This is a genomic window from Congregibacter sp., from assembly GCF_045107095.1.
Classification (GTDB): Bacteria; Pseudomonadota; Gammaproteobacteria; order Pseudomonadales; family Halieaceae; genus Congregibacter.
The window spans coordinates 1-21,202 of the sequence record NZ_JBGCFU010000008.1 but is presented as its reverse complement, the minus strand read 5'-3'; the positions used below and the strand labels follow the sequence as shown (position 1 = coordinate 21,202).

Here is a 21,202-nt window from a genome sequence, read left to right as displayed (position 1 = left end):
GACACCTTAGAAACTAAACTCCAAGCCGACTAGTGGGCCGTAATAGGTGAAGGAGTTTGTCTGATCGCCTTCGGTAAATTCCGCCTCTTTATATTGATAGCCCACGACGGCGGAATTTTGTCCCGACTTACCGAAATTGTAGGCGAAGCTTCCGCGGATGACGAAGACACCCTCGGAATCACCAAACGCGTAGTCAGCATAGGTGCGGATATCCCATCGATCGGAAATGGGGGTGTGGTAGCGAAGGCCCAAGAGGAGGTCGTTGTAGTCGGTATCTGACACTCTCTCCGCCGGTGGTATCTCTGCATCGGTTGCTGTAAATCCAAAACTATTGTCAAAACTCGAGTGGCGAACACCGCCAAAAACGCTGAGTGCCGAGCCAAAGCCCTGAGGCCAATAAGCTACCGCGCCATCGGCAAAAATTTGGGTGCTATCCACATCGATACTGATTCGGTCTCGCACATCGGTGCTTGCGATCTTGAGATAGGTAGCATCAGCAAACACACTCCAGTAGCCAGCACCGATCTCGGTTTGAAACATGAAGGCGCCATCCAGCGTGTCTACCAGATCTTTGAAACTGAGTTCGTCTGGACTGACACTGGCATCTCGAAAAGTAAGATCCAGCTCCGTCGTCGATCCCCAGAGGTAGGGCATTACCGACCACTGTAAGCCCTGGTCTTCCTGAGCTGAGGTGCCAACAGAGCTCAGGCCCGCTATGAGTAACGCGAGGGCGCTGAGTGAAGAAACGAAGGGTCGTTGTGGCATAAATGTTGTACTTCTAGTTTTATTGTCGGAACGGCGTGCATGCGAAATGCATCGTCGGCTCACTTGTTATGTGCCGAAGAATAGCTCTTAAGAGGCATACAAATCCATTGGCCCGAAGCTCCCTTGGGCTTAATCAGTGTCAGCGGCCAATAAGCTGGCGTTGCCCCCCGCGGCTGTAGTGTCAATACAGGTGTGACGTTCATGCACGCAGTAGCTATCCAGGTCGTCGGCGGTCACTAATGGTACGAGCGCACCATCGCGCGCAGCCAAAGCCCGCCGGGCCTTGCGAAGATCCTGCTCATTACTCCAAAGTGCCACGACGGCGATTCCTGATAGGTCTTTGAGCGCCTCTCTCGGCAGCCAGGCATCGATACCTTGAGAGGCATCAACGCCCGGAGCAATCATCAGTGCAGGGCAGCCCATACGCCTCGCTGTTCCTGCCTGTATTGCAGCATCTTGGGCCGTGGGGCCAAGACAAAGCACTAGCCCCCGTGGCCAAAGTGCCAAACGGTTGGCTTCTCCCGTGGGCCCCGGCATTTCTTGTTCCTCAAGCGCCTGAGCTTCGTGCCAGTCCAGAGAATCAATAGCGGCCTGCACAGCATCCAATCCCGCAGCGGTATGATCCGTGTCAGCCGCACCAGTACTTTGGGCTTCCGGGGGCCGCTGAAAACGCTGCACATAGCGCGGTCCTCCGGCTTTTGGACCCGTGCCGGACAACCCCTCGCCACCGAAAGGTTGTGATTCGACAACTGCGCCTATCTGATTACGGTTGACGTAGAGGTTTCCTGCATGCACCGCGGCGGAGGCCTCTTTTACACGCTCATCGATGCGGGTGTGCAGACCGAAGGTCAAGCCGTAGCCACTCTCATTGATATCGTCAATCACCTTTTCAAAATCTTCAGCGGCAAAACGAGCTATGTGTAGCACGGGTCCAAAGATTTCTGCCGTCAGATCCTTTATGCCAGTAACCTCTATCACCGTGGGACCCACAAAGTGTCCACTGCTGGGCACCGCTAGCTGCTTTAACAAACGGCCTTCCTGCTTTGCGGACTCTATATAAGTCTGAATTGACGCTTGGGCCTGAGGATTGATAACCGGGCCTATGTCCGTAGCAAGGGACCAGGGATTACCGATATCCAACTCATCCATTGCGCCGTGGAGCATGTCCAGAAGGACGTCAGCGACATCTTCCTGAACATAGAGAATGCGCAGGGCTGAGCAGCGCTGTCCCGCTGATTGAAACGCAGAGGCGAGGGCATCGCGGATTGCCTGCTCGGGCAGTGCTGTGGAATCCACAATTCCCGCATTAATGCCTCCCGTTTCCGCGATGAGCGGGGCGGAAGGGGAGAGCTTTTCTGCCATGGTTCGATTGATTAGCTTTGCCGTGGCGGTTGAGCCGGTAAAGCAAACACCCCCGACGTCTGGTGATGACGTGAGCGCCTGTCCCGCTACCAAACCATCGCCAGGTAGAAACTGTAAAACTTCGCGAGGTACACCGGCTGCGTGAATCAGCCGCACGGCCACCGCCGCGACAAGGGGTGTGGACTCCGCGGGTTTTGCCAGTACAGCATTGCCCGCGGCTAGCGCAGCGGCGATTTGTCCGGTGAAAATTGCCAGAGGAAAGTTCCACGGTGAGATGCAGGTGATGATTCCCCGCGCGGGCTGCTGCGACAAGTCTTCGCCGCGGTTGGCGTAGTAGCGCAGAAAGTCTACGGCCTCGCGCAGTTCCGCAACTGCATCAGCTGCACACTTGCCAGCCTCTCTAGCGAGCAGCGCGAAAAGCTCGCCGGAGTTTGACTCAAAAAGATCAGCTGCGCGCCGTAATACGAACGCTCGCTGTTGCGCTCCTGCATCCTGCCAGTCCTGAGCATATGAAATGGCGCTTTCGCAGTCAGTCAGCGAGGCATCAAAGCACACGCCTACTACGTCTTCCGGCCTGCTGGGATTAGTGATCTCCCGGCGAGCAAAAGGTTCACTGGCTTCGACTTCTCGCGCCAAAATCGGCAGAGCCTGCCATTGGTGTACGAGAAAGCGCTCTCTAGCAAGCTCCAATTCCCGGACTACGATGTGATTATTCAGGTCCCATCCCTGAGCGGCTTTGCGCCCCGGGGCGTAGATGTCAGCAGGGTCGCAAAGTGCAGCAGGCCGCGGTGCCTGTAGTTTTTCAAGGTTGACAAAAGGATCTGTCGCCAGCGATATCGGGGTGTAGGCAGGGTCTACCACCTTGTGTACGAAGGAAGAGTTTGCTCCGTTTTCGAGCAAGCGGCGTACAAGGTAGGCCAGAAGGTCTTTGTGTGGGCCCACGGGCGCATAGATACGGCAGTTTGCGCCATCGGCAATGAGCTGGTTGAACAGCGTTTCTCCCATGCCATGGAGACGCTGGAATTCATAATCATCCCGGCCATTTGCGAGTTCTACGATTGTTGCGGCGGTTTGTGCGTTGTGTGTCGCGAACTGTGGATAGATTCTGTCGGTCATACCGAGCAGCTTTGACGCACAGCAGATGTACGAGACATCGGTGGCACTGCGTCGGGTAAAGACGGGATAATCGATCACGCCTTCAACCTGTGCCTGCTTGATTTCCGAATCCCAATAGGCGCCTTTCACCAGTCGCACCATAATTTTTCTGTCCAGCGATGTGGCGAGCTGATGTAACCAATCGATGACGGCCCCCGCACGCTTTTGATACGCCTGTACGACTACGCCAAAACCATCCCAGCCCTCAAGCTGGGAGTCGGATAAGGCGGCCTGAATGATGTGGAGAAAAGGTTCGAGCCGCTGAGACTCCTCTGCATCTACATTGAGACCCAGGTTTGCTTCCTTCGCCAGACGTGCAAGCGCATTGAGCCTTGGCGCCAACTCCTTGTGCAAGCGAGCGCTTTTTGAATACTCAAATCGCGGGTGCAAGGCAGATAGTTTTACCGAAATTCCCGGCCTCTCGTGCATTGCATCGCCGTTGGCAGACTTTCCAATAGCGCGTATCGCGTCCGCGTAGGCTTCAAAGTAGGCGTCGGCGTCTGCCTGGGTAAGCGCCGCCTCGCCTAGCATATCGAAGGAATAGCGAAAGCCTCGTCGTGTTTCTGTTTCCGCTCGCTTTAATGCTTCTTGGATGGTTTGCCCTAAAACAAACTGGTTGCCCATTTCGCGCATGGCGCGTTTTACCGCGAGACGAACGACGGGCTCGCCCAGTCGTTTGACAGTGCGGTTTAACAAGCCGGAAACGCTGGCCGAATTGTCATCGTCCAGTACCCGGCCGGTCATCATCAGAGCAATGGTGGACGCGTTGACTACTGATGAACCCGATTTGCCGCTGTGCTCACTCCAATTGTAGGGCGTGATCTTGTCTTCGATCAGTGAGTCAATGGTGCCCGGGTCAGGCACTCGCAGCAGCGCCTCAGCCAGGCACATCAGGGCAATGCCCTCATTCGTAGAGAGCCCGTATTCCGCGAGGAAAAGTTCCATGAGTCCGGGCTGGCCCGCACTTCTAATCCGTTCAATGAGTTCTACGGCGCGAGCCTGCGCCCGCTGGCGGAGGTCGAGATCTATACCAGCCCCGCCGACTAGGGCTGCGAGGACTTCTCCTTCGTCGGCAACGTGCAGTGCTCGTATAGCATCGAGGTCTTGTTCATAACGGTCTGCCATTGATGGGCTCGTTGGCGTAAAAACGTGATTCATTCTGGGTTCCTTAATTCTTGGAATCAAGCGTTACCGGCAGCGCTGGTTAATCGCAAAAACCTCGTTATTCTCGAAGATCATTACCTGCCCTGGGAAGAGCCCGAGAATAAGCTGAGAGTCATCGCGGCCTAGCTTTAGTTGCTCATGGACGAATGACTTCGCGCTGCCTGATAAGCAGCGCGGCCACGAGCAGCGCCAATAACATAATCAGACAAATCTTGGCTGCGGCGTTGTAGCTGCCAAGGTAATCCACGGCCATGCTGAATGCGGCGGGCCCTATGGCACTGGCAAAAACCGAGATAGACGCGTTGAATCCGCTTACTGCGCCCAGGTGTAAAGGCCCAAAGAAGCGGATGAAGGCGAGATTCGATACAACGCCCCATAGGCCACCGCCGATACCGAAACCTGCCGCGAGTAGCCAATAGCCCCACGCTTGATCCAGGTTGATCAGTCCGACGGCCCCGCAGCTCAGTACCGCCAGCATGAACACAAGAAATGGCTTCAGCTTCTGCCGATCGACAAAGCTGCTGGCGATGAGGTTGCTTGCGGTCGAGAAGACAGCGGCAGGCAGAAAATAGCCAAAGGCGACATCGGCAGATAGGCCGCTTTCGCCGAACACCGCGACCACGTGAAACACCAGCGCTGTCCCAAAAAGCGCGTGCATGCCAAGACTGAGAGAGTAGATCCAGAAAATGGGACTTCGCCTCGCTTGATCGAGGGTCTTTGAAGGTGCTTCCGCGGGCACGCTTTCCTGATCGGAGGGGGCGTCGCCATCAGCTTGAAGGCCACAGGACGCAGGGTTGTCACGTATAAAGACGAGTGCCATGAGTGCAAAGCCCAAACCCACAGTAAGTCCCATAAACCACAGGGCGCCACGCCATCCAAAGGTCGTGATAAGAAAGGCGATCACCAAAGGAGCGATGGCAAAACCAAAGGACACGAAGACGCTACGGATACCACTGACGAGGCCTCTCCGTTTAACGAACCACAGAAGCAATACGTTTCGCGAGCAGCTGGTTAATACTCCCTGGCCAAAAAATCGCACACCAAAAAAAGCAAGCAGCAGCAGGGCAAAGGTTACGGCCGTGGAGCCCCCCATTAATTGGCTCAATAGGTCGACGCCGCTGATCACCAGTACCATGGCGCCCAAGGCCGCAGCGGAACCCGCGATCATAATGCGGCCGCCATAAAGGTCATACCAATGACCAGCGCGGGTGAGGAACAATGAGGATGCGACCGTGCCTATGAGATAGGCCATGGACACCTGAGTTCGGGTCAGGTCTAACACCTCAATAAAGGTGTCAGTAAATACCGCCATACCCATGGTCTGGCCGGGAATACTGAACAGGAAGCCGGCGGTAGAAAAAAACCAAACCACCCATCCGTAGAAGATCGGCGAGCGCCGCGGGTCAAAAGGCCAGTTAACAGGAATCAAGACTGAGGCTCTCGCAAAGCCGGCAGATTATAGAGGGGCCGGAGCTACTCGCACACCTTTAATAACCAGATAGAGGCTCAAAGACAGAAGAGCTACGAGATTGCCGAGCATAAAGCTGAGTGTGATGCCGCTGTGTCCCAGCGCGGGTATAAAGTCCCTCGCCACAATGACTGTCGAAACCAATAGAGATGCGAATGTCCCCCAGCTTGCAATCAGCTTGGGTATAAGACCCGAGCGTAAAAATAGATAAAAGAATCCAGCCTGGGCCGCGCAGGAAATCACCAAACCTAGGTGAAAAGCCGTGTAATCAGAGGTGGCTTGCAGGCCTGCGAGCATCAGTCTTTGTCCGTCATCCGTGATGACTTGATAGCCGGCGGCACTGGCAATCTCTGCTGCGTTCATGGCAAACACAGCTCCCAAAAGAGAAAGGAATGCGCCAGTAATACTCACGACAAGGCATGAAGAGGCAAGAAGCTGTCCGTAGGGTTTTAACAGTATCTGTAAGCCGAAACTTACGAGGGTTGATAACGCGAAGCCAAGGCACGCCAGATACGCCTTGGCCCGAAGCCGAGTCTCCGCTTCGAGCATGTTACGAGCCGTGGACTCAACATCAGCCGATAGGTTGATGTCGATTCCTTTAGCAACCATTACGGATGTGAGGATACCCAAAGCAACGAGTGCCAACTGCGACCAGCCTACGATGCGGGCGGTGCGTATTCGCTGAGAAGGATCACTTTGCATACTGTTCGCCGCCTACTTTTCTTGAGTCGGACTCAGCTGGGCGCATTCTCAATGTCCGCGCGGATACTCTTCGCCGCGAGCCAGTAGTGGATGGCCGACCATGTCATCACCGGTGGAAGGGCATACAACATGGCATAGCGCAGGGACTCGGTACCGAGGCTCGGTGCGAGCATGTCACTCAGCACGCCAACGACCCAGGGCCCCGCGCCCAATCCTATAATGTTAAGAATCAAGAACAGTACGGCAGAAGCTGTTGCGCGCATTCGAGGGCCGACAATTGCATGGGTCGTTGCAATGGTGTTACCCAGGTACACCTGAAAAAGCAGGCCTGGAATGATCGACAAGCTCAGGGCCACATAAGGGTTATCGACCAGGTAAACACTGACCATAAACGGCACAATGGCGAATCCACATATGCTTGGTAACCACGCGTACCAGCGCTTGTCGGTTTTTGCCATGCGATCCGCCAGGTATCCCCCAAAAAACACGCCTATTGCACCGCCGACACCGATGATCATGGATAGCCACGTTCCCAACTCTCCGGTTGACATGCCGTGAGTACGGATCATGAAAGACGCAGTCCAGTTAGCCGTCGCATAGCCGCAGAAAGCATTGAGACCCGCGCCGAGAGCGATATGGCGAAATGTAGGACGACTCCAGAGGACCCTTAGCACCTCACCAAAAGGAACGGCGCCGCTGGAACTCGGTGCGCCATCGTGGAGGCCGCGGATGGGCTCCCTGAGGGTAAAGCGTAGAACGATAGCCAGGATGACGCCGGGAATGCCCACAACCATAAAAGCGGTGCGCCATCCAAAGAACTCATTGAGCCAGCCGCCGGCCAAAAATCCGAACAGGATGCCGATACTCACGCCCATGGAGTAAAAGCCAATCGCTGTGGCACGACGGTCCGCGGGGAAAATGTCTGAAATGATCGAATGCGATGGGGGACTGCCGCCGGCTTCGCCGACGCCCACACCGATACGTGCCAGAAGCAGATGCGTGTAGTTCTGGACGAAACCGCTGAGAGCGGTCATGAAGCTCCAGATAAACAGCGACAGCGATACGATATTACGGCGATTGCCCCGGTCGGCCCAGCGCGCAATCGGTATGCCCGCGGTGACATAAAAAATCGCGAAAGCAAATCCGGTAAGCAGCCCCAGCTGACTATCCGAGAGACTCAGATCAGCCTTGATGGATTCCTGGAGAATAGCCAGGAGCTGGCGGTCGATAAAGTTGAAGCTGTAAACAATGGTCAGCAGGCACAGGGCATACCAGCTGGCGCTTTTAGAGCGGTAAGGATTATCCGGATGATCTTGCGTCGCGCTCGGTGTTGTTTCAGCGTCGTTCACGAAAGTACCTTGTTGGCTTTATTAAAAGGTTGGTCGAGGTTACACAATTTGTTGGCCGTGCTCACGATGTTTTCTCAGTCTGACGATGTGGCATTATCGCTGCTTCAGCTAAGGCGAGAGGGAAGGGCTTGTGAATACACGAATCATAGTGGCAGCACGGATCGCCGTTCTGTCGTCCGTAGCGGCTTACATGGGCGTCGCTAATGTGTCGGTGTCTCTCGCAGCGGCTGACATTATTGTGGTGAACGGCGACGTGCGCACCGTGGACCCAGACGCACCGCGAGTCGAAGCTTTTGCTATCGAAAACAAACGCTTTACCGCCGTTGGCAGCAACGAAGATATACGCGCCCTTGCGGACGACGACACTCGAATTATCGATGCCGTTGGCAGAACAGTGACTCCCGGGTTGATCGACAGCCATTCCCACGTAGATGGCAACGCTCCCGTAGTCGCGGGCGTGGACTTGGCCTACGTGGTGGACAAGGAGGAGTGGCTGAGGCTTATCAAAGAGGCGGATGAACGCCTCGAGGAAGGGGAGTGGCTCACGGGAGGCTACTGGGATCACACTCTTTCTGACGGCGAATATCCCACGCGCCAAATGCTGGATTCAGTGGTTCCTGATCGACCCATATTTTTGTCGCATATTGATGGTCATTACGGCTGGGTAAATTCAAAAGCGCTAGAGATGAACGGAGTAACCGCCGACACACCCGTGCCAGCCGGTGGTGAAATTCTTCTGGACCCAGAGTCGGGCGAACCTACAGGAATACTTTTGGAAGGGGCTATGCGCGTGGTGCGCGACCACATTCCTGCCCGCAGTGACGCGAAGCGCCGGGAGGGGCTCGCACAGATGCAGCAGTACGCCAACAGTTTTGGTATTACCGGGCTCCATCAAATGAGGGGGCTTGATGACTATCTCCACATTGTGGAAAACGGCGATCCCACCATCCGGGTTTGGTACGGCCATTTTGGTCTGAGCATGAATCCTGATACCTGGGACCAAACTCTGGATTCGGTGCTAGAGATAACCGGTGACACCAACCGTCGTGTGAAGAGCAGTAATAAGGAGAGCGATACCGGACCATTGTTGCAGGCAGGATTTGTAAAACTGATTAACGACGGAGTGCTTTCTGCACACACTGCCGTCTTGATGGAGGATTATCACGATCGTCCAAATTGGCGCGGAGAGTACATCACAAAGCCAGAGGACTTGGCGGAGCTGGTTCGGCGTACAACAGAAAAGGGTATGCCCGTAGCGATTCATTCTATTGGCGATGCGGCTGTTAGCGCCGCGCTGGATGCTATCGAGGCATCGAAGGATAACGCCGTGCCGGTACCCAATCGTATTGAGCACATTGAAATCTTACATCCGGATGATGTGCCTAGGTTTAAGGAGCTAGGAGTTGTTGCGTCAATGCAGCCGAACCACTGCACCAATGCAATCGGATATGTTCCCACTCGTGTGGGTGAGGCCCGGGAGAATCGGGCCTATGTCTGGCAGTCGATGCTCGATGGCGGCGCGCACTTGGTTTTCGGAGCGGACTATCCAACATCACCTTTAAGTCCGCTAACGCAGATCAGCGATGCGGTCTTCCGGGAGAGCCCTTTTGGCTTCAACGATGGTAAGTCCTGGCATCCCGAAGAGTCCGTAATGTTTGATGATGCGCTGTATGCCTATACCCAGGCGGGCGCTGATATTACGCCGTGGAAAGATGAGATTGGCTCAATCACCGTTGGTAAGTGGGCAGATTTTGTTGTTTTCAGTGGCACCGTACCCGAGCCCATGAACCAGAGCTTTAAGTCTCTGGTTGTGGATCACACCTACTTTGCAGGGCGTGAGGTTTACGCGCGACCCTAGGGGCAGAGGTGGCTACTCTTCGGCAAGCTGTCGCTCGTAGTCTTCGGCATCGAAGCTACCGATAGAATCCTGGATCAAGCCTTCGGCGTTAAAAATCCAAGATTCAAACCCGCTGAAATTGACGGCGTTGCCGGTGCCTTCGGGCCCCGTGTTTGTGCCCACAAAAGTCCAATGGTAATTCACACGCCCATCAACGATGGCATTGTTATCATTACTTAAAACAAGGTCGGGAAACGCAGTCATAAAGTCTGCCACGACTTGCTCGACCGCAGCGCGTCCTGCCGCCGGTTCACCACCATTAATAGTAAGAGCCCCGTCGCTAGCGTAGAAAGCCGCGACTTCCTCTGGCTTATCACTGTTCCACGCCGCTGTGTACGCGGCAGCAAATTTAGCAATGTCTTCCTCTTGTTTCATCAAAGTGTCGCTCCAAGTGTCAAAAGACAGCGCCCAAAAGCCTGTTAGGCTAAGCGCCTTAAGGAAGTTCATGGTTACTCCGTCATCAGGTGCTCGTCAAAGAAGCGAGCTCGCATTGTATTGAGATGCAACTCTGTACCTTCGCCTTCACTATCTACAACAGCATGAGTCCGATTCGGGTAGGCCATAAAACGAAAGGGCTTGTTGAGTCGCACAAGTTCGTTGATCAGACGCTCGCTGCTTTGATAATGCACGTTGTCATCACCTGTGCCGTGCACCAACAATAACTCACCTTCTAGATTCTTCGCGTGAGTAATGGGCGATGCCTCCAGGTATTCGTCGGCATACTCATCCAGTAGTCCAGAATAGCGCTCCTGATAAATAGCGTCGTAAAGGCGTTGATCTGTGACCGGCGCCTGAGAAACGCCTGCTTTGTACTGGTCGGGATAGCGAAACAACATGTTGAGCGTCATGGAGCCACCCCCAGAATGCCCCCAGATGCCCACGCGATCCTCATCGATGTAGGCCCAGCGTTCGGTCATCGCCTTCAGCGCGTCTGATTGATCGCGGGACGCCAGGATGCCAATGCCGCCATAGACCGACTGTCGCCAGTCTCGGCCCCGGGGAGCTCTAGCTCCACGGCTATCTACTGATGCTACAAGATAACCCTGCTGCGCCATATACAGATGCCACAGATGGCGTTTACCGCCCCAGGCATCGCGAACAGTTTGTCCGGCAACCTCGCTGTATACATAAAAGACAATCGGGTATTGCTTACCGCCATCAAAGTTCGGCGGGCGAATCAGGTAGCCGTCCAAGGGCAAGCCATCCTGCGCGTTCACTCGGAAAAACTCGTGTCCCCCCAGATCCAACTCGGCAATCTTTGCAGTCAGCTCGGCGTTGTCTTCAAGCATTGAGATTTCGCGGTGATCGCCCAGAGAGATCAAGCGATATTGCGGTGGCTGCATGAAGCTTTGGTGTGTGTGCACGGCAAAGCGGCCGTCCTTGGAAATGTCGTAGCTGTTTGTGCCTGCATATTCAGTAGGCGTGACTTGCTGCATGTCGCCGCTACCGTCCATACGGGAGCGAAACAGGTAACGAGCTTCCATCGCCTTCGGAGATGCTAAGAAATAGATCCAGCCGGAGGCTTCATCCACGTGCGCGACGTCTGTGATGTCAAAGTCGCCAGGCGTTAGATCGACAATCTGCTGACCATCGCTGCTGACTTTGTAGACGTGCCACCAGCCATCGCGTTCACTAAGCCAAAGGAAATCACCGCTTTCTTTTAGCCAGTGCACGTCATCTACGTCAAATAGATAGTGGGGCGCTTGCTCCAGAAACAGAGCAGAGACGTCTCCGGTACTCGCGTCTGCGTAGTAGACGGTATTTTGATCCTGGCGTCGGTTTACATGCTGAACAATGAGCTTGTCTGATTCTGGTGCCCAGTCCATGCGCGGAACATACATCTGACGAGGGTCGCCCGGCAAATTAGCCCAAACGGTTTTTCCGCCCGATACGGAAACCGCACCCACCTTGGCCGCCGATATGGTTTCGCCAACTTTAGGATAGGGAACTTCGGTGACTTTTGGATAGAGGTCGTCCGTATTGTTAATCAGCGAAAAGTTACGGACGCCGGACGTGTCGAATTGCCAATAAGCGATGCTTGTACCGTCGGGACTCCATCGGAATCCGTCGCGAATCGAAAACTCCTCTTCGTAAGCCCAGCTCATGATCCCGTTAATGATGTGATCGCCAGAGCGTTCCGTCAGCTGTGTGATCTCCTCAGTGCCAAGATCCTCCACATAAACATTGGCCTCCTTTACATAGGCGACACGCTGCCCATCCGGAGAAAACTTTGCGAACTGCAGCGTGGATGGAACAGCGTCACCACCTAATTGCATGAGTTCTTGTGTTTTTAAGTCCAGAACCCAATAGTCGCCACGACTTTTGACGCGCCAAACTTTTTTGCTGTTGGTATAAATAAGTAGTTTGCTGTGGTCATCCGACCAGTCGTAGTCGTCGATGGTCAGGGGCGCTTCAGCCCCCCTTGGCGTTAGCGCATCAACGCCCACGAGTATCCGTCGCTCGCTGCTGGCAGGGTCGTAAAACACGATTTCCTTGGGGGCTGGGCTTTTGTCATTAGCTGTTTCACCCGTTACTTCACTGCTATCGTAATCCGCTGGTGTTTCCAGCATGGTGTACCCGCTGTTGTCGCTTAACCACTGAATACGGCCGGGTTGTTCCGCTTTGTAGGCGTCCTCGGCGAATATAGCTTCAAGAGAGAGCTGGCCCGATTGCATCGGGTTTCCCGAGGTTTGTGTCGGTGACGCTTGTGAGGGTGACGCTTGTGAGGGTGAAGAGGAATTAACATTCGTGCAGGCCACTAAAGTTGCTCCAAAGAAAGTTGCTCCAAAGAGAGTTCGGAGGACAAGGCGCAGTGCGCGGGTATCGCGGGTATTTATAAGGGACATAGCAAGAGAGTGCCGAAGCCAAAAAAGTGATTGTGTCGCCAATCAATACTTGACTGCAAATGCCCCCTTAGCGGTGGTGAAACTCTGTTTTGTCCTTTAGGTGGGCTTAAGGTCCGCCAACTTGTGCAACGCACGATTCTCATGGCGATAGGTGCCGTCTTCCTGCTGACCGCATAAGGCTAACAAGGCCGCGCCCAAAGTTGTGACCTCTATCCCTGCGTAACGATCCAGAGGCCCCTTTAGGAACAGTCGCGTCAGTGGGTCTGTGCGTCGCATGAGCGTTTCTACGGGGCGGCTTTCCAAGCGGTTGCCCAGCAGCAATCCGGGCTGAGCAATGTCGAGACGTCGGAATCCTATCGTCGCCAGGTCCCGTTCCACTTCACCTTTAACCCGGGCGTAAAAAACACCCGCTTGGGGATTTGAGCCGACGGAGCTCACCAAAATAAAGTGGTCCACGCTTGCAGCCATTGCTGCTTGCGCAAAGCGCACTACAGCGTCGTAATCCACCGCACGAAACGCCTTTTTGGATCCTGCGGCTGCGATGGTTGTGCCCAGCGCACAAACCGCGACATTCGCGGCCGGCAAGTCTGGAGCGCTAAGGAAGTCCGTAAGCACTTCGTTGGATACTTGCCCGGTGGCCCGTCGACCCACGGTGGTAACGTGGAACTGTCCTTCGTCATACGCTTTGAGCACAGCTTGTCCGACGAGTCCCGTGGCACCTGCTAACAGTAATCTCTTCACTACTTGCCGCCCTCGTCGATGAAGCAATGGAGTGTCCCACTCCCGGTTTTTCGGGACAAGGGCGGCAAGCCTTTTGCCGTGTTGTTTCGGGAGCAAACTTTGCTAACCTTGCCGCTCCCTAACAATAAGTGCGAGTTGCAGTAATGGACCCCAAAATCATACCCGTGAATAAAGTGCTGCTGTCAGGCCTGTTGCTGTTAACTGTTGCTTGCAGTAGCGACCAGCAGGAAGAACCTATCGCTCAGGAACCAGTGGAGACACCTGCTCTTTCAACGACCGCGGTCACTGCTGAACGAATCGAGGCTGCAGATGAAACCCCCGGCGAGTGGCTCACTCACGGTCGTACCTATGGAGAGCAACGTTTCAGTCCTCTTGCATCCATTGACGAAGATAATGTCGGAGAATTAGGTCTTGCCTGGTATGCAGAACTCCCTACCGACCGAGGTATTGAAACCACACCCCTGATGGCCGACGGCAAGTTGTTTGTCACCGCATCCTGGGGCCATGTACTGGCATACGATGCAAAAACCGGCGAAGAGCTTTGGCACTTTGACCCCGAGGTTCCCAAGGATTACGGAGTGCGAGCCTGCTGCGACGTAGTAAATCGAGGTGCGGCACTTTGGGGTGACAACGTTTACGCCGCGAGCCTGGATGGTCGTCTGCATGCGCTGGACAGAGACACAGGTGAAGTCGTTTGGCAGGTCGATACCCGAATCAATTCTACTGACTCATACACGGTTACGGGTGCGCCGCGCATCGTTAACGGCAAAGTGGTTATTGGTAATGGCGGCGCTGAGATGTCTGTGCGCGGTTACGTGACGGCCTACGATGCGGTGACTGGTGAGCAGGCTTGGCGCTTCTTCACCGTACCAGGCAACCCCGCAGATGGGTTTGAGGACGAGACACAGGAGCGCATCGCAGAAACCTGGACTGGAGAGTGGTGGGAGAACGGCAAGGGCGGCGGCACCGCCTGGGATTCTTTCGCCTTTGATCCTGAGCTGAACCTTTTGTACATCGGCGTTGGGAACGGCGCGAGCTGGAATCAAAAGATTCGTAGCCCGGAGGGCGGAGACAATTTATTTATCTCGTCGATTGTCGCGGTGGACGCCGATACCGGCGACTACGCTTGGCATTACCAAACGACACCCGGCGATCACTGGGACTACACTGCAACGCAGCACATGATCCTTGCCGAATTGCCCATAGAGGGGGAGGAGCGCAAAGTCCTGATGCAGGCACCCAAGAACGGATTCTTTTACGTTGTAGATCGAGCAACCGGCGAGTTGCTGTCTGCCGATAAGTACATGCCGGTAACCTGGGCTACACATGTGGATATGGAGACGGGTAGACCGGTAGAAGCACCAGGTATGCGTGATGGCAATACCGATACCATGGTGTCGCCTGGACCTTCGGGCGCCCACAACTGGCACCCCATGACTTATAGCCCCGACACAGGTCTGGTCTATATCCCAGCCAAGTCTCACTCAGCCATTTACGCGGATGACTTTCATACCCTCGAGCGCGATGCGGTTTGGCACATTAACTTTAATGCCGGCCTTATGGTGGGAATTCCTGATGAAGTACCCGCAGAGGCGCGGGCTGCGATTGGTAAAGAGGCCTTGGCGGCGGAGCTGATCGCCTGGGATCCGATCAAGGGCGAAGCAGTCTGGACAAAACCCCGGGGCTACTACTCAGGTTCCGGTTTGCTGTCTACACACGGAAATCTGTTGTTTCAGGGTGATCTGGCCGGGGCTTTCAGTGCTTTTGCTGCGGACTCGGGGGATGAGCTTTGGAGCTATCCTGTACAGGGCGGGGTGATGGCGTCCCCGATTACTTACACTATTGACGATGAACAGTACGTGGCCGTGGCCCAGGGTTGGGGTGGCGAAACCGGTCTTCCCTTTGGTTCGGTGAGCGGCCCTCAAAATATGATCAACATTAGCCGCCTCCTCGTGTTCAAGCTGGGAGCGTCCGAAGAGCTACCTGAAGTACCGGTAATGGAGCAGGTACTCGAAGCAGACGGGATTGAGCTGGCTAGCAGTGAATTTGTGGAAAGTGGTCGCAGCCTGTTCAACCTGTATTGCGCGGTTTGCCATGGCGGTAACGCCATAAGCGCCGGTCTCATTCCAGACTTACGCTATCGGATCAAGGACGTTGAACCTGCATGGCAGGCTATCGTTATGGAAGGTGGTTTGGCGGCCAATGGCATGCCGGCATGGAAGGAATATCTGACCGCCGATGAAGCTGACTTAATCAAAGAGTATGTGAAGCACGAGGCGGTGCTGGGCGCGAAGCGCGGCGAGCGTCGCTTGGTTCGTGCGGAGTAAGCCCTACTTATCGCGGCTCCTGCTTTTGGTCGGAAAGAAGCTCTGATCGAGGATTGTTCTTCTCGAAGATAGCCTAATCGAGGAGCCGCGGATTCATAAGCCACTTGAGCAGCGTGATGCTGCTCGCCAATACGATCGTCACCGCTGCTATACCCCCTAGGTTGGATAGCATACGTATTCCGTCGACGCCGGCGAAACTCACCATGGTCCAGGACACCACACCGATCATGGCGCCCCACAAGATCTTGGCACCAAGCCCCGTCTTCTCCTCTGATTCTGCAGTGACGTCTTTCGCGCATAACCTGCCAATGGCATCGGTATTGGAGTCCGCGGCAGTTACGAAGGAAATGAATGCGATGAAAACCAGCAGCGGTACCGTAAGGCCGCTGAAGGGAAACTGGCTGAAAACCGCGTAGAGCATTTTGCCCGGTCCCTGTTCCTGTAGCGCAACATTGAGCGAGCCGGGATCGCTCATATCCATGTGAATCGCGGTGCCAGAAAAGATAACAATCCAGACAATGGCGAACAGGGACGGATACAGAAAGTTAATCCTGATGTACTCCCGCACCGAGTATCCTCGGCCAAGGCGCCCCAGAAACAGTGCGCTCACGGGCGCCCAGGCAAACCAAATCGCCCAGTAAAAAACGCTCCACTGTAATGGCCAGTCGTCTCCGGTAATGCTCCCGGTGAAGAGGCTCATCTCCAGAAAAGTGCTCGCGTAGGTACCTATGCCCACAGCGCCGAATGACAGTAGATAGAGTGACGGGCCTGCAAACGCGGCGAAGAGACCCAAGAGCAGCAACAAAAGTGCGTTGATTGAGGACAGCTTTGCGATACCTCGGTGCAAACCACTGGCCGCCGACCAAACGAAAGTGACCACAACGAGAGTTATAGCGATGCCCAGAGACACAGGTGTTGTGCTTACGTCCATGACTTCGCTGGTACCGCCAATGAGGCTCAGCGCACCGGTGCCGAGACTGGAAGCCATCCCTGTGACCAAGGCGCTCAATGCCAGCGTGTCGATAAAGTCGGCGGTCTTACCTTTAACCCAATGACCAAAAACGGGGCGCAGTGAACTACTGATCGAGAAGGGTAGCCGCCGGTTATAGAACGCCAGCGCGAAGGTCAGTGACGGAATGGTGTAAATCGCATAGGGCGTGAAACTCCAGTGGAGAAACATCGCCGATAGAGAAAAGGCCGCCGCTTCTGTTGTGACAGGTACGATACCTTTGCTGACCGGGGGAGCATTGAGGTGATAGATCGGCTCAGAAGTCGTCCAGAAAAGAATGCCTACGGCGAGCGTTGTACACAGGGTGATGAAAAACCACCGGGGTTTGGAAAGCAGGGGCGTGGATTCGGACCCTCCAATCACAACTTTTCCTAGCGGCGACAGATACGCAGCTGCGGTGAGCAATACGAGATAAAAACTGCCGTAGCTAAACAACCACCCGAACTGCTCCAGAATCGTGTCATTCATGGACCGGGTTATCTGTAAAAACCGCTCCAAGTCCACGATGCTGAAAGCGACCGCGAGCATAAGGATCGTAAAGGTCGGCCAAAAAACCAGAGGCCGGAGATTCAGTGATTCGTACTGCAATCGTAGCTTGTAGATGAGGGAGGGCTCCATGCTGTGGCAACACTATACAGGGGGAAGCGATGAGCTGAGTTGTGAGTGCGGTGGATCGCCCTGTGAGCCAATTGATCTCGTGGGTGAATCATCGAATCATGGGTACTCATAACAACGCCGCTCAATTTGTGCCGGCAGCGTTAATAGACACATCTCCTAATGAGGAAATATTCGTGAAATCTTTAGTTCAATTATCTCTGGTCGTCCTTCTATCTATGGCTGCCAGCGGCTGTGTTTACATTAACGGCGAACGAGTCACGTCCGATGACTGGCGCGAAGATCAGCGTGTTAACCGCGAAATGATCAGCCAGCTGGATCTCGGTGTCTCTCGTAGCGCTGTTGTGGATAAGTTGGGAACACCGACCGATTCCGAAGCCTTTACCCGCGATGGTGAAGAGGTCCGTGTACTGTTTTATCGCACTCAGCGTAAGCACTCTGACGGACAGACCACTCGAGACGAGATGACGCCGGTGGTTTTCAAGAACGACATGCTCGTAGGCTGGGGTGATAGCGCCTATCGAGACTTTCGTTCTTGAATAGATGTAATGCCGGAGCCGGCGCGGTTCCTCAGATGTGATTCGCACTTTGGCTAAAAAGCCTGCTAGGGTTTAACTACGATAATAAAGACGTTAATAGAGGCAAAACCCTATGCAGCTGATTCACGAGTTTACGATCCGAGCAAACCTTTATGAGCCTAACCCCGTTGGCGCGGGTCCTATTGGTACGCGCATGCATTACGGCATCGCCAACGGGACCGTAGAGGGCGAGCGCCTCAACGGTGAAGTACTCAGCGGTGGAGAGTGGGCGTTGATAGACGCCCAGGGTTGCTTGAGGGTAGATGTCCGTATGCAAGTAAAAACCCACGATGACGCCCACATCTATGTGCAGTATGTCGGTCTGCTAGGTTTGAACGATACGGTACAGAATGCCTTGGAAAATGGGCTCGGTACTGAGTTTGACGATCAGGATTTTTACACCAATCCGCGATTGGAAACCGGCGATGAGCGTTACTCGTGGGTTAACTCAACATTCTTTATTGGCGAGGGGCGTCTGCTGCCTAATGCGGGAGTTGAGTATCGAGTCTGGCGGCCTGCCTGAGCGGCGCATCCTTGGCCGTTTGTTATGAGCAGGTGACGATAGTTACACCTTAACCCGCTTTTAACACCGTATCTGCAAGGTGCCCAAACAACGAATACTCCTGTTCGTAAATGTCTTCCAGCTTTTCCTGTGCCTGCTGCCAAAGCAGGGCGTCTTTTGGCGCTGCAACGACACTCTGCATGATCGGTGAAAGCGCGTTCCACTCCCGCGCCGCGCCTTCAGCCAGGGCAACTGTTGTCGGTCCGACTAGATCTGGACGCTGAATCGCCGCCCAGCGCATAAATGCGGCGTAGTGATCACGGAAAAAGCCTCCGCCGGTACCAAATTTGACGATGGCATTGTCGAGGTACTGCGCATGTGACACAGGATCTTCAAGCTCGGCCCAGCGGGGGAGTTGGTTGGCAAGGGTGCGAAGACCCTGGAGGCCTACGGAGAGCTCGCCGTCACTGTCGCCGCGTAGGTTCGCCATGAGGTCTCGCTGGCTGGTATCGAAGTTGAGCATGCGTCCTACGGTTTTACGCAGCGCGATGCCGCAGGCATCGGGCAGACTATGACGCACTTGAGTCGAGTGAAACTTGCCCCAGGTATTAAAGGTAGACATTCCGCCCGGTGGATTCCGGCTTAGCCGCACGCCTTCGGTGGAGCAGGTTTGTGTCTCTTCTTCCGTGCGATCGGCGACATAGACCTCGTCTTTTTCGTCATCAAAGCCCAGCAGCACAAAGCGATGTCCGGGGAAATGAACCTTGAATTTCCGGTAATCAAGGTAGTAGATGTCGCCGGACAGCATTGTGGGCCTGCCGGCAATTACTTCCTGGCGCACATCTTCCCAAGCCTGATCATCGTCAGGGTCGGGCGTTTCACGGTAATCAATACCCAGTGCTTCTGTGACGTCGGTTTCAAAGGAAGAGCCCCGTCCAAAACACATGTAGGGCGGATCTGCGTGAGGATAATCAAAATATACTGCGTCGAGTCCCGAGCCCAGGCCAAAGATCACGCCCTCATCCAACTCTAACCCCGTGTAATGAAAGATCAGGTTACGCATGGAGCCGCTGCCACAGTGGCCAGCGGTGAGGTTGCGATAGTTTTCGATAAGGGCGCGCATAGTTTTTACCCGATGGTCTTATTGATTGGGCCGTTTAGTCTTTGGAGGCGGGGGTGACACCCGCCACATAGAGCAATCCTGCCATGATGGCCATGTTCTTAACAAAGTTCTGCATTTCGTGAGCTCGTTGCGGGCCGTCTTCCATGACCCAAAAATTGTGCATGTAGATACTAATTACCAAGGTCAGGCCCGCGAGGACAAAAGCCATTAACTGGGCGCGCCACCCCGCGGCCAGGCTTGCTCCACAGCCTATTTGCAAAACAATAGTGAGTATCAGGAGTGGTTGTACCAGAGGGACATTATGATCCGTCATGTACTGCACCATGTTGGCAAACCCCGTGATCTTGGTGATACCGGGCACTATGAAGTACAGGCCGAGGAGGGCGCGTCCGGTCAGCATTAACGCGCGCTGGGTGGATGTAGCAGTGCTGTGCATAGGTATCTAGACCAGTTGAAGTTGAAGGGTTTCGGATCGGAACTCGATGACATCGCCGTTGAGCATTTTGCGCCGTCTGCGCGTTTCGATCTCTCCATTGACCGACACCTGGCCGTCACCGATGAGCAATTTGGCTTCGCCCCCCGTGGTAACAAGGCCTTCAAACTTGAGGATCTTGTAGAGCTCTACGGGTTCGCGGGTGATTTCAATGATGCGCATGCTTGTCCTACAGACGGGGGGGATATGGTGGCGAGAGTGTACCCATCGCCGGGCAAGATGACACTTAGTTGTCGCGGCAGGGTTAATAGTTTGTCTGGTTACCCGACTAAGCATTTGCTAACGTGCTTGTGGAATCTACAAAGGTTAATCATGAGCTTATTCAGCGAGTTACATCGCAGGAACGTCGTTCGAGTGGGGATTGCCTACACGGTGGTCGCCTGGTTATTGCTGCAAGTTGCCGATGTGGTGATGGAAAACATCGGTGCGCCGGACTGGGTCATGCAGGCGCTGCTGTTTTTGCTGCTGCTGGGTCTATTGCCCGCACTGATTTTTGCCTGGGTTTTTGAGCTTACGCCAGAAGGCATAAAGCGTGAGTCCGATATTGAAGAAGGCGTGTCGGTAGTCCATCAAACTCGTCGCAAACTCGATACGTTGATTATTGTGACTTTGGTGGTGGCGGTAGCCTATCTGTTTTGGGATGGCCGGTTGCGTGAGCAGACCTCGGATGTTCCTGGTACTGCTAGTGCAGAAAGTGAGTCCGGCGTGGAGCTCACGGGTATGGCAGCTCTGCGGCAGCAAACGGAAGAAGCAGCGAAAGCGTCGGAGCGCGCCGCTACGCCGGCGAGCGCGACCGACGATACTTCTATTGCTGTACTGCCCTTTGTGAACCTCTCCTCGGACCCGGAGCAGGAATACTTCTCTGACGGTATCTCCGAAGAATTGCTCAATGTGCTCGCACAAATTCCGGCGCTGCGCGTTGCGGCGCGAACATCTTCTTTCCAATTCAAAGGTGACAACCGCGATATCGGAGAAATAGCCCAGCTACTCAAGGTCGGCCACGTGCTTGAAGGCTCGGTGCGCAAGGCCGGCACCAAGCTCCGGATCACCGCACAGTTGATTGAGGCCGAGGGAGGTTTTCATTTGTGGTCAGAGACTTATGATCG

17 protein-coding genes and 1 pseudogene are annotated in these 21,202 nt (G+C 54.6%); 6 read left to right on the top strand and 12 right to left on the bottom strand.

Annotated elements, in window-relative coordinates:
- Positions 1–6: 6 nt before the first annotated feature.
- Positions 7–765, bottom strand: coding sequence for a hypothetical protein (locus AB8B76_RS01830; RefSeq protein ID WP_405269429.1), 759 nt, complete (start codon positions 763–765; stop codon positions 7–9).
- A gap of 129 nt (positions 766–894) precedes the next feature.
- Entirely contained in the window at positions 895–4,440 is a 3,546-nt protein-coding gene (gene putA / locus AB8B76_RS01825) for a bifunctional proline dehydrogenase/L-glutamate gamma-semialdehyde dehydrogenase PutA (RefSeq protein ID WP_405269426.1), read from the bottom strand.
- Between putA and AB8B76_RS01820 the strand changes: the two genes are divergently transcribed.
- Entirely contained in the window at positions 4,432–4,572 is a 141-nt protein-coding gene (locus AB8B76_RS01820; protein ID WP_405269424.1) for a hypothetical protein, read from the top strand. The genes putA and AB8B76_RS01820 overlap by 9 nt on opposite strands.
- Positions 4,573–4,582: 10 nt before the next feature.
- Here AB8B76_RS01820 and AB8B76_RS01815 read toward each other — a convergent pair whose 3' ends face one another.
- Genes AB8B76_RS01815 through AB8B76_RS01805 form a run of 3 tightly spaced genes read right to left on the bottom strand, consistent with a single transcriptional unit; the run spans position 4,583 to position 7,965 of the window.
- The gene (locus AB8B76_RS01815) at positions 4,583–5,875 is read right to left on the bottom strand and encodes a nitrate/nitrite transporter (RefSeq protein ID WP_405269421.1); all 1,293 of its coding nucleotides are present in this window, start codon (positions 5,873–5,875) and stop codon (positions 4,583–4,585) included.
- A gap of 27 nt (positions 5,876–5,902) precedes the next feature.
- On the bottom strand, positions 5,903–6,616 hold the full coding sequence (locus AB8B76_RS01810) for a DUF4386 domain-containing protein (RefSeq protein WP_405269418.1): 714 nt from the start codon (positions 6,614–6,616) through the stop codon (positions 5,903–5,905).
- A gap of 32 nt (positions 6,617–6,648) precedes the next feature.
- Positions 6,649–7,965, bottom strand: a complete 1,317-nt coding sequence (locus tag AB8B76_RS01805) for a spinster family MFS transporter (protein ID WP_405269415.1) — start codon at positions 7,963–7,965, stop codon at positions 6,649–6,651.
- 130 nt (positions 7,966–8,095) lie between these two features.
- Here AB8B76_RS01805 and AB8B76_RS01800 point away from each other — a divergent pair, with 130 nt between their 5' ends.
- The gene (locus AB8B76_RS01800) at positions 8,096–9,823 is read left to right on the top strand and encodes an amidohydrolase (RefSeq protein WP_405269412.1); all 1,728 of its coding nucleotides are present in this window, start codon (positions 8,096–8,098) and stop codon (positions 9,821–9,823) included.
- A 12-nt stretch (positions 9,824–9,835) separates the two neighbouring features.
- Here the strand turns inward: AB8B76_RS01800 and AB8B76_RS01795 are convergent, their stop codons facing one another.
- From AB8B76_RS01795 to AB8B76_RS01785, 3 genes are all read right to left on the bottom strand, one after another.
- Positions 9,836–10,309, bottom strand: a complete 474-nt coding sequence (locus tag AB8B76_RS01795; RefSeq protein ID WP_405269409.1) for a DUF1348 family protein — start codon at positions 10,307–10,309, stop codon at positions 9,836–9,838.
- 2 nt (positions 10,310–10,311) lie between these two features.
- Positions 10,312–12,537: a S9 family peptidase gene (locus AB8B76_RS01790; protein WP_405269406.1), complete on the bottom strand. Its 2,226-nt coding sequence runs from the start codon at positions 12,535–12,537 to the stop codon at positions 10,312–10,314.
- Positions 12,538–12,804: 267 nt separating this feature from the next.
- Positions 12,805–13,449 carry an oxidoreductase gene (locus AB8B76_RS01785; RefSeq protein WP_405269403.1) on the bottom strand — a complete coding sequence of 215 codons (645 nt, stop codon included), beginning with the start codon at positions 13,447–13,449 and terminating at the stop codon, positions 12,805–12,807.
- A 143-nt stretch (positions 13,450–13,592) separates the two neighbouring features.
- On the opposite strand from AB8B76_RS01785, the gene AB8B76_RS01780 reads away from it, so the two are divergent.
- The gene (locus AB8B76_RS01780) at positions 13,593–15,776 is read left to right on the top strand and encodes a PQQ-dependent dehydrogenase, methanol/ethanol family (RefSeq protein WP_405269401.1); all 2,184 of its coding nucleotides are present in this window, start codon (positions 13,593–13,595) and stop codon (positions 15,774–15,776) included.
- 73 nt (positions 15,777–15,849) lie between these two features.
- On the opposite strand, the gene AB8B76_RS01775 is transcribed toward AB8B76_RS01780, so the two are convergent.
- Complete coding sequence (locus AB8B76_RS01775; RefSeq protein ID WP_405269398.1) at positions 15,850–17,403, bottom strand: BCCT family transporter; 1,554 nt, start codon at positions 17,401–17,403, stop codon at positions 15,850–15,852.
- 173 nt (positions 17,404–17,576) lie between these two features.
- On the opposite strand from AB8B76_RS01775, the gene AB8B76_RS01770 reads away from it, so the two are divergent.
- Positions 17,577–17,939 (top strand): DUF3192 domain-containing protein, encoded by a 363-nt coding sequence (locus tag AB8B76_RS01770; RefSeq protein WP_405269395.1) that lies wholly within the window; start codon positions 17,577–17,579, stop codon positions 17,937–17,939.
- A 112-nt stretch (positions 17,940–18,051) separates the two neighbouring features.
- On the top strand, positions 18,052–18,501 hold the full coding sequence (locus AB8B76_RS01765) for a DUF3237 domain-containing protein (RefSeq protein WP_405269392.1): 450 nt from the start codon (positions 18,052–18,054) through the stop codon (positions 18,499–18,501).
- A 49-nt stretch (positions 18,502–18,550) separates the two neighbouring features.
- Here AB8B76_RS01765 and AB8B76_RS01760 read toward each other — a convergent pair whose 3' ends face one another.
- Genes AB8B76_RS01760 through AB8B76_RS01750 form a run of 3 tightly spaced genes read right to left on the bottom strand, consistent with a single transcriptional unit; the run spans position 18,551 to position 20,258 of the window.
- Complete coding sequence (locus AB8B76_RS01760) at positions 18,551–19,603, bottom strand: BtrH N-terminal domain-containing protein (RefSeq protein WP_405269389.1); 1,053 nt, start codon at positions 19,601–19,603, stop codon at positions 18,551–18,553.
- 34 nt (positions 19,604–19,637) lie between these two features.
- Positions 19,638–20,039, bottom strand: a complete 402-nt coding sequence (locus AB8B76_RS01755; protein WP_405269386.1) for a DoxX family protein — start codon at positions 20,037–20,039, stop codon at positions 19,638–19,640.
- A 6-nt stretch (positions 20,040–20,045) separates the two neighbouring features.
- Positions 20,046–20,258, bottom strand: a complete 213-nt coding sequence (locus AB8B76_RS01750; protein ID WP_405269383.1) for an RNA-binding S4 domain-containing protein — start codon at positions 20,256–20,258, stop codon at positions 20,046–20,048.
- A 150-nt stretch (positions 20,259–20,408) separates the two neighbouring features.
- Here AB8B76_RS01750 and AB8B76_RS01745 point away from each other — a divergent pair.
- Positions 20,409–21,202, top strand: a pseudogene (locus AB8B76_RS01745) (adenylyl cyclase); the annotation flags it as partial.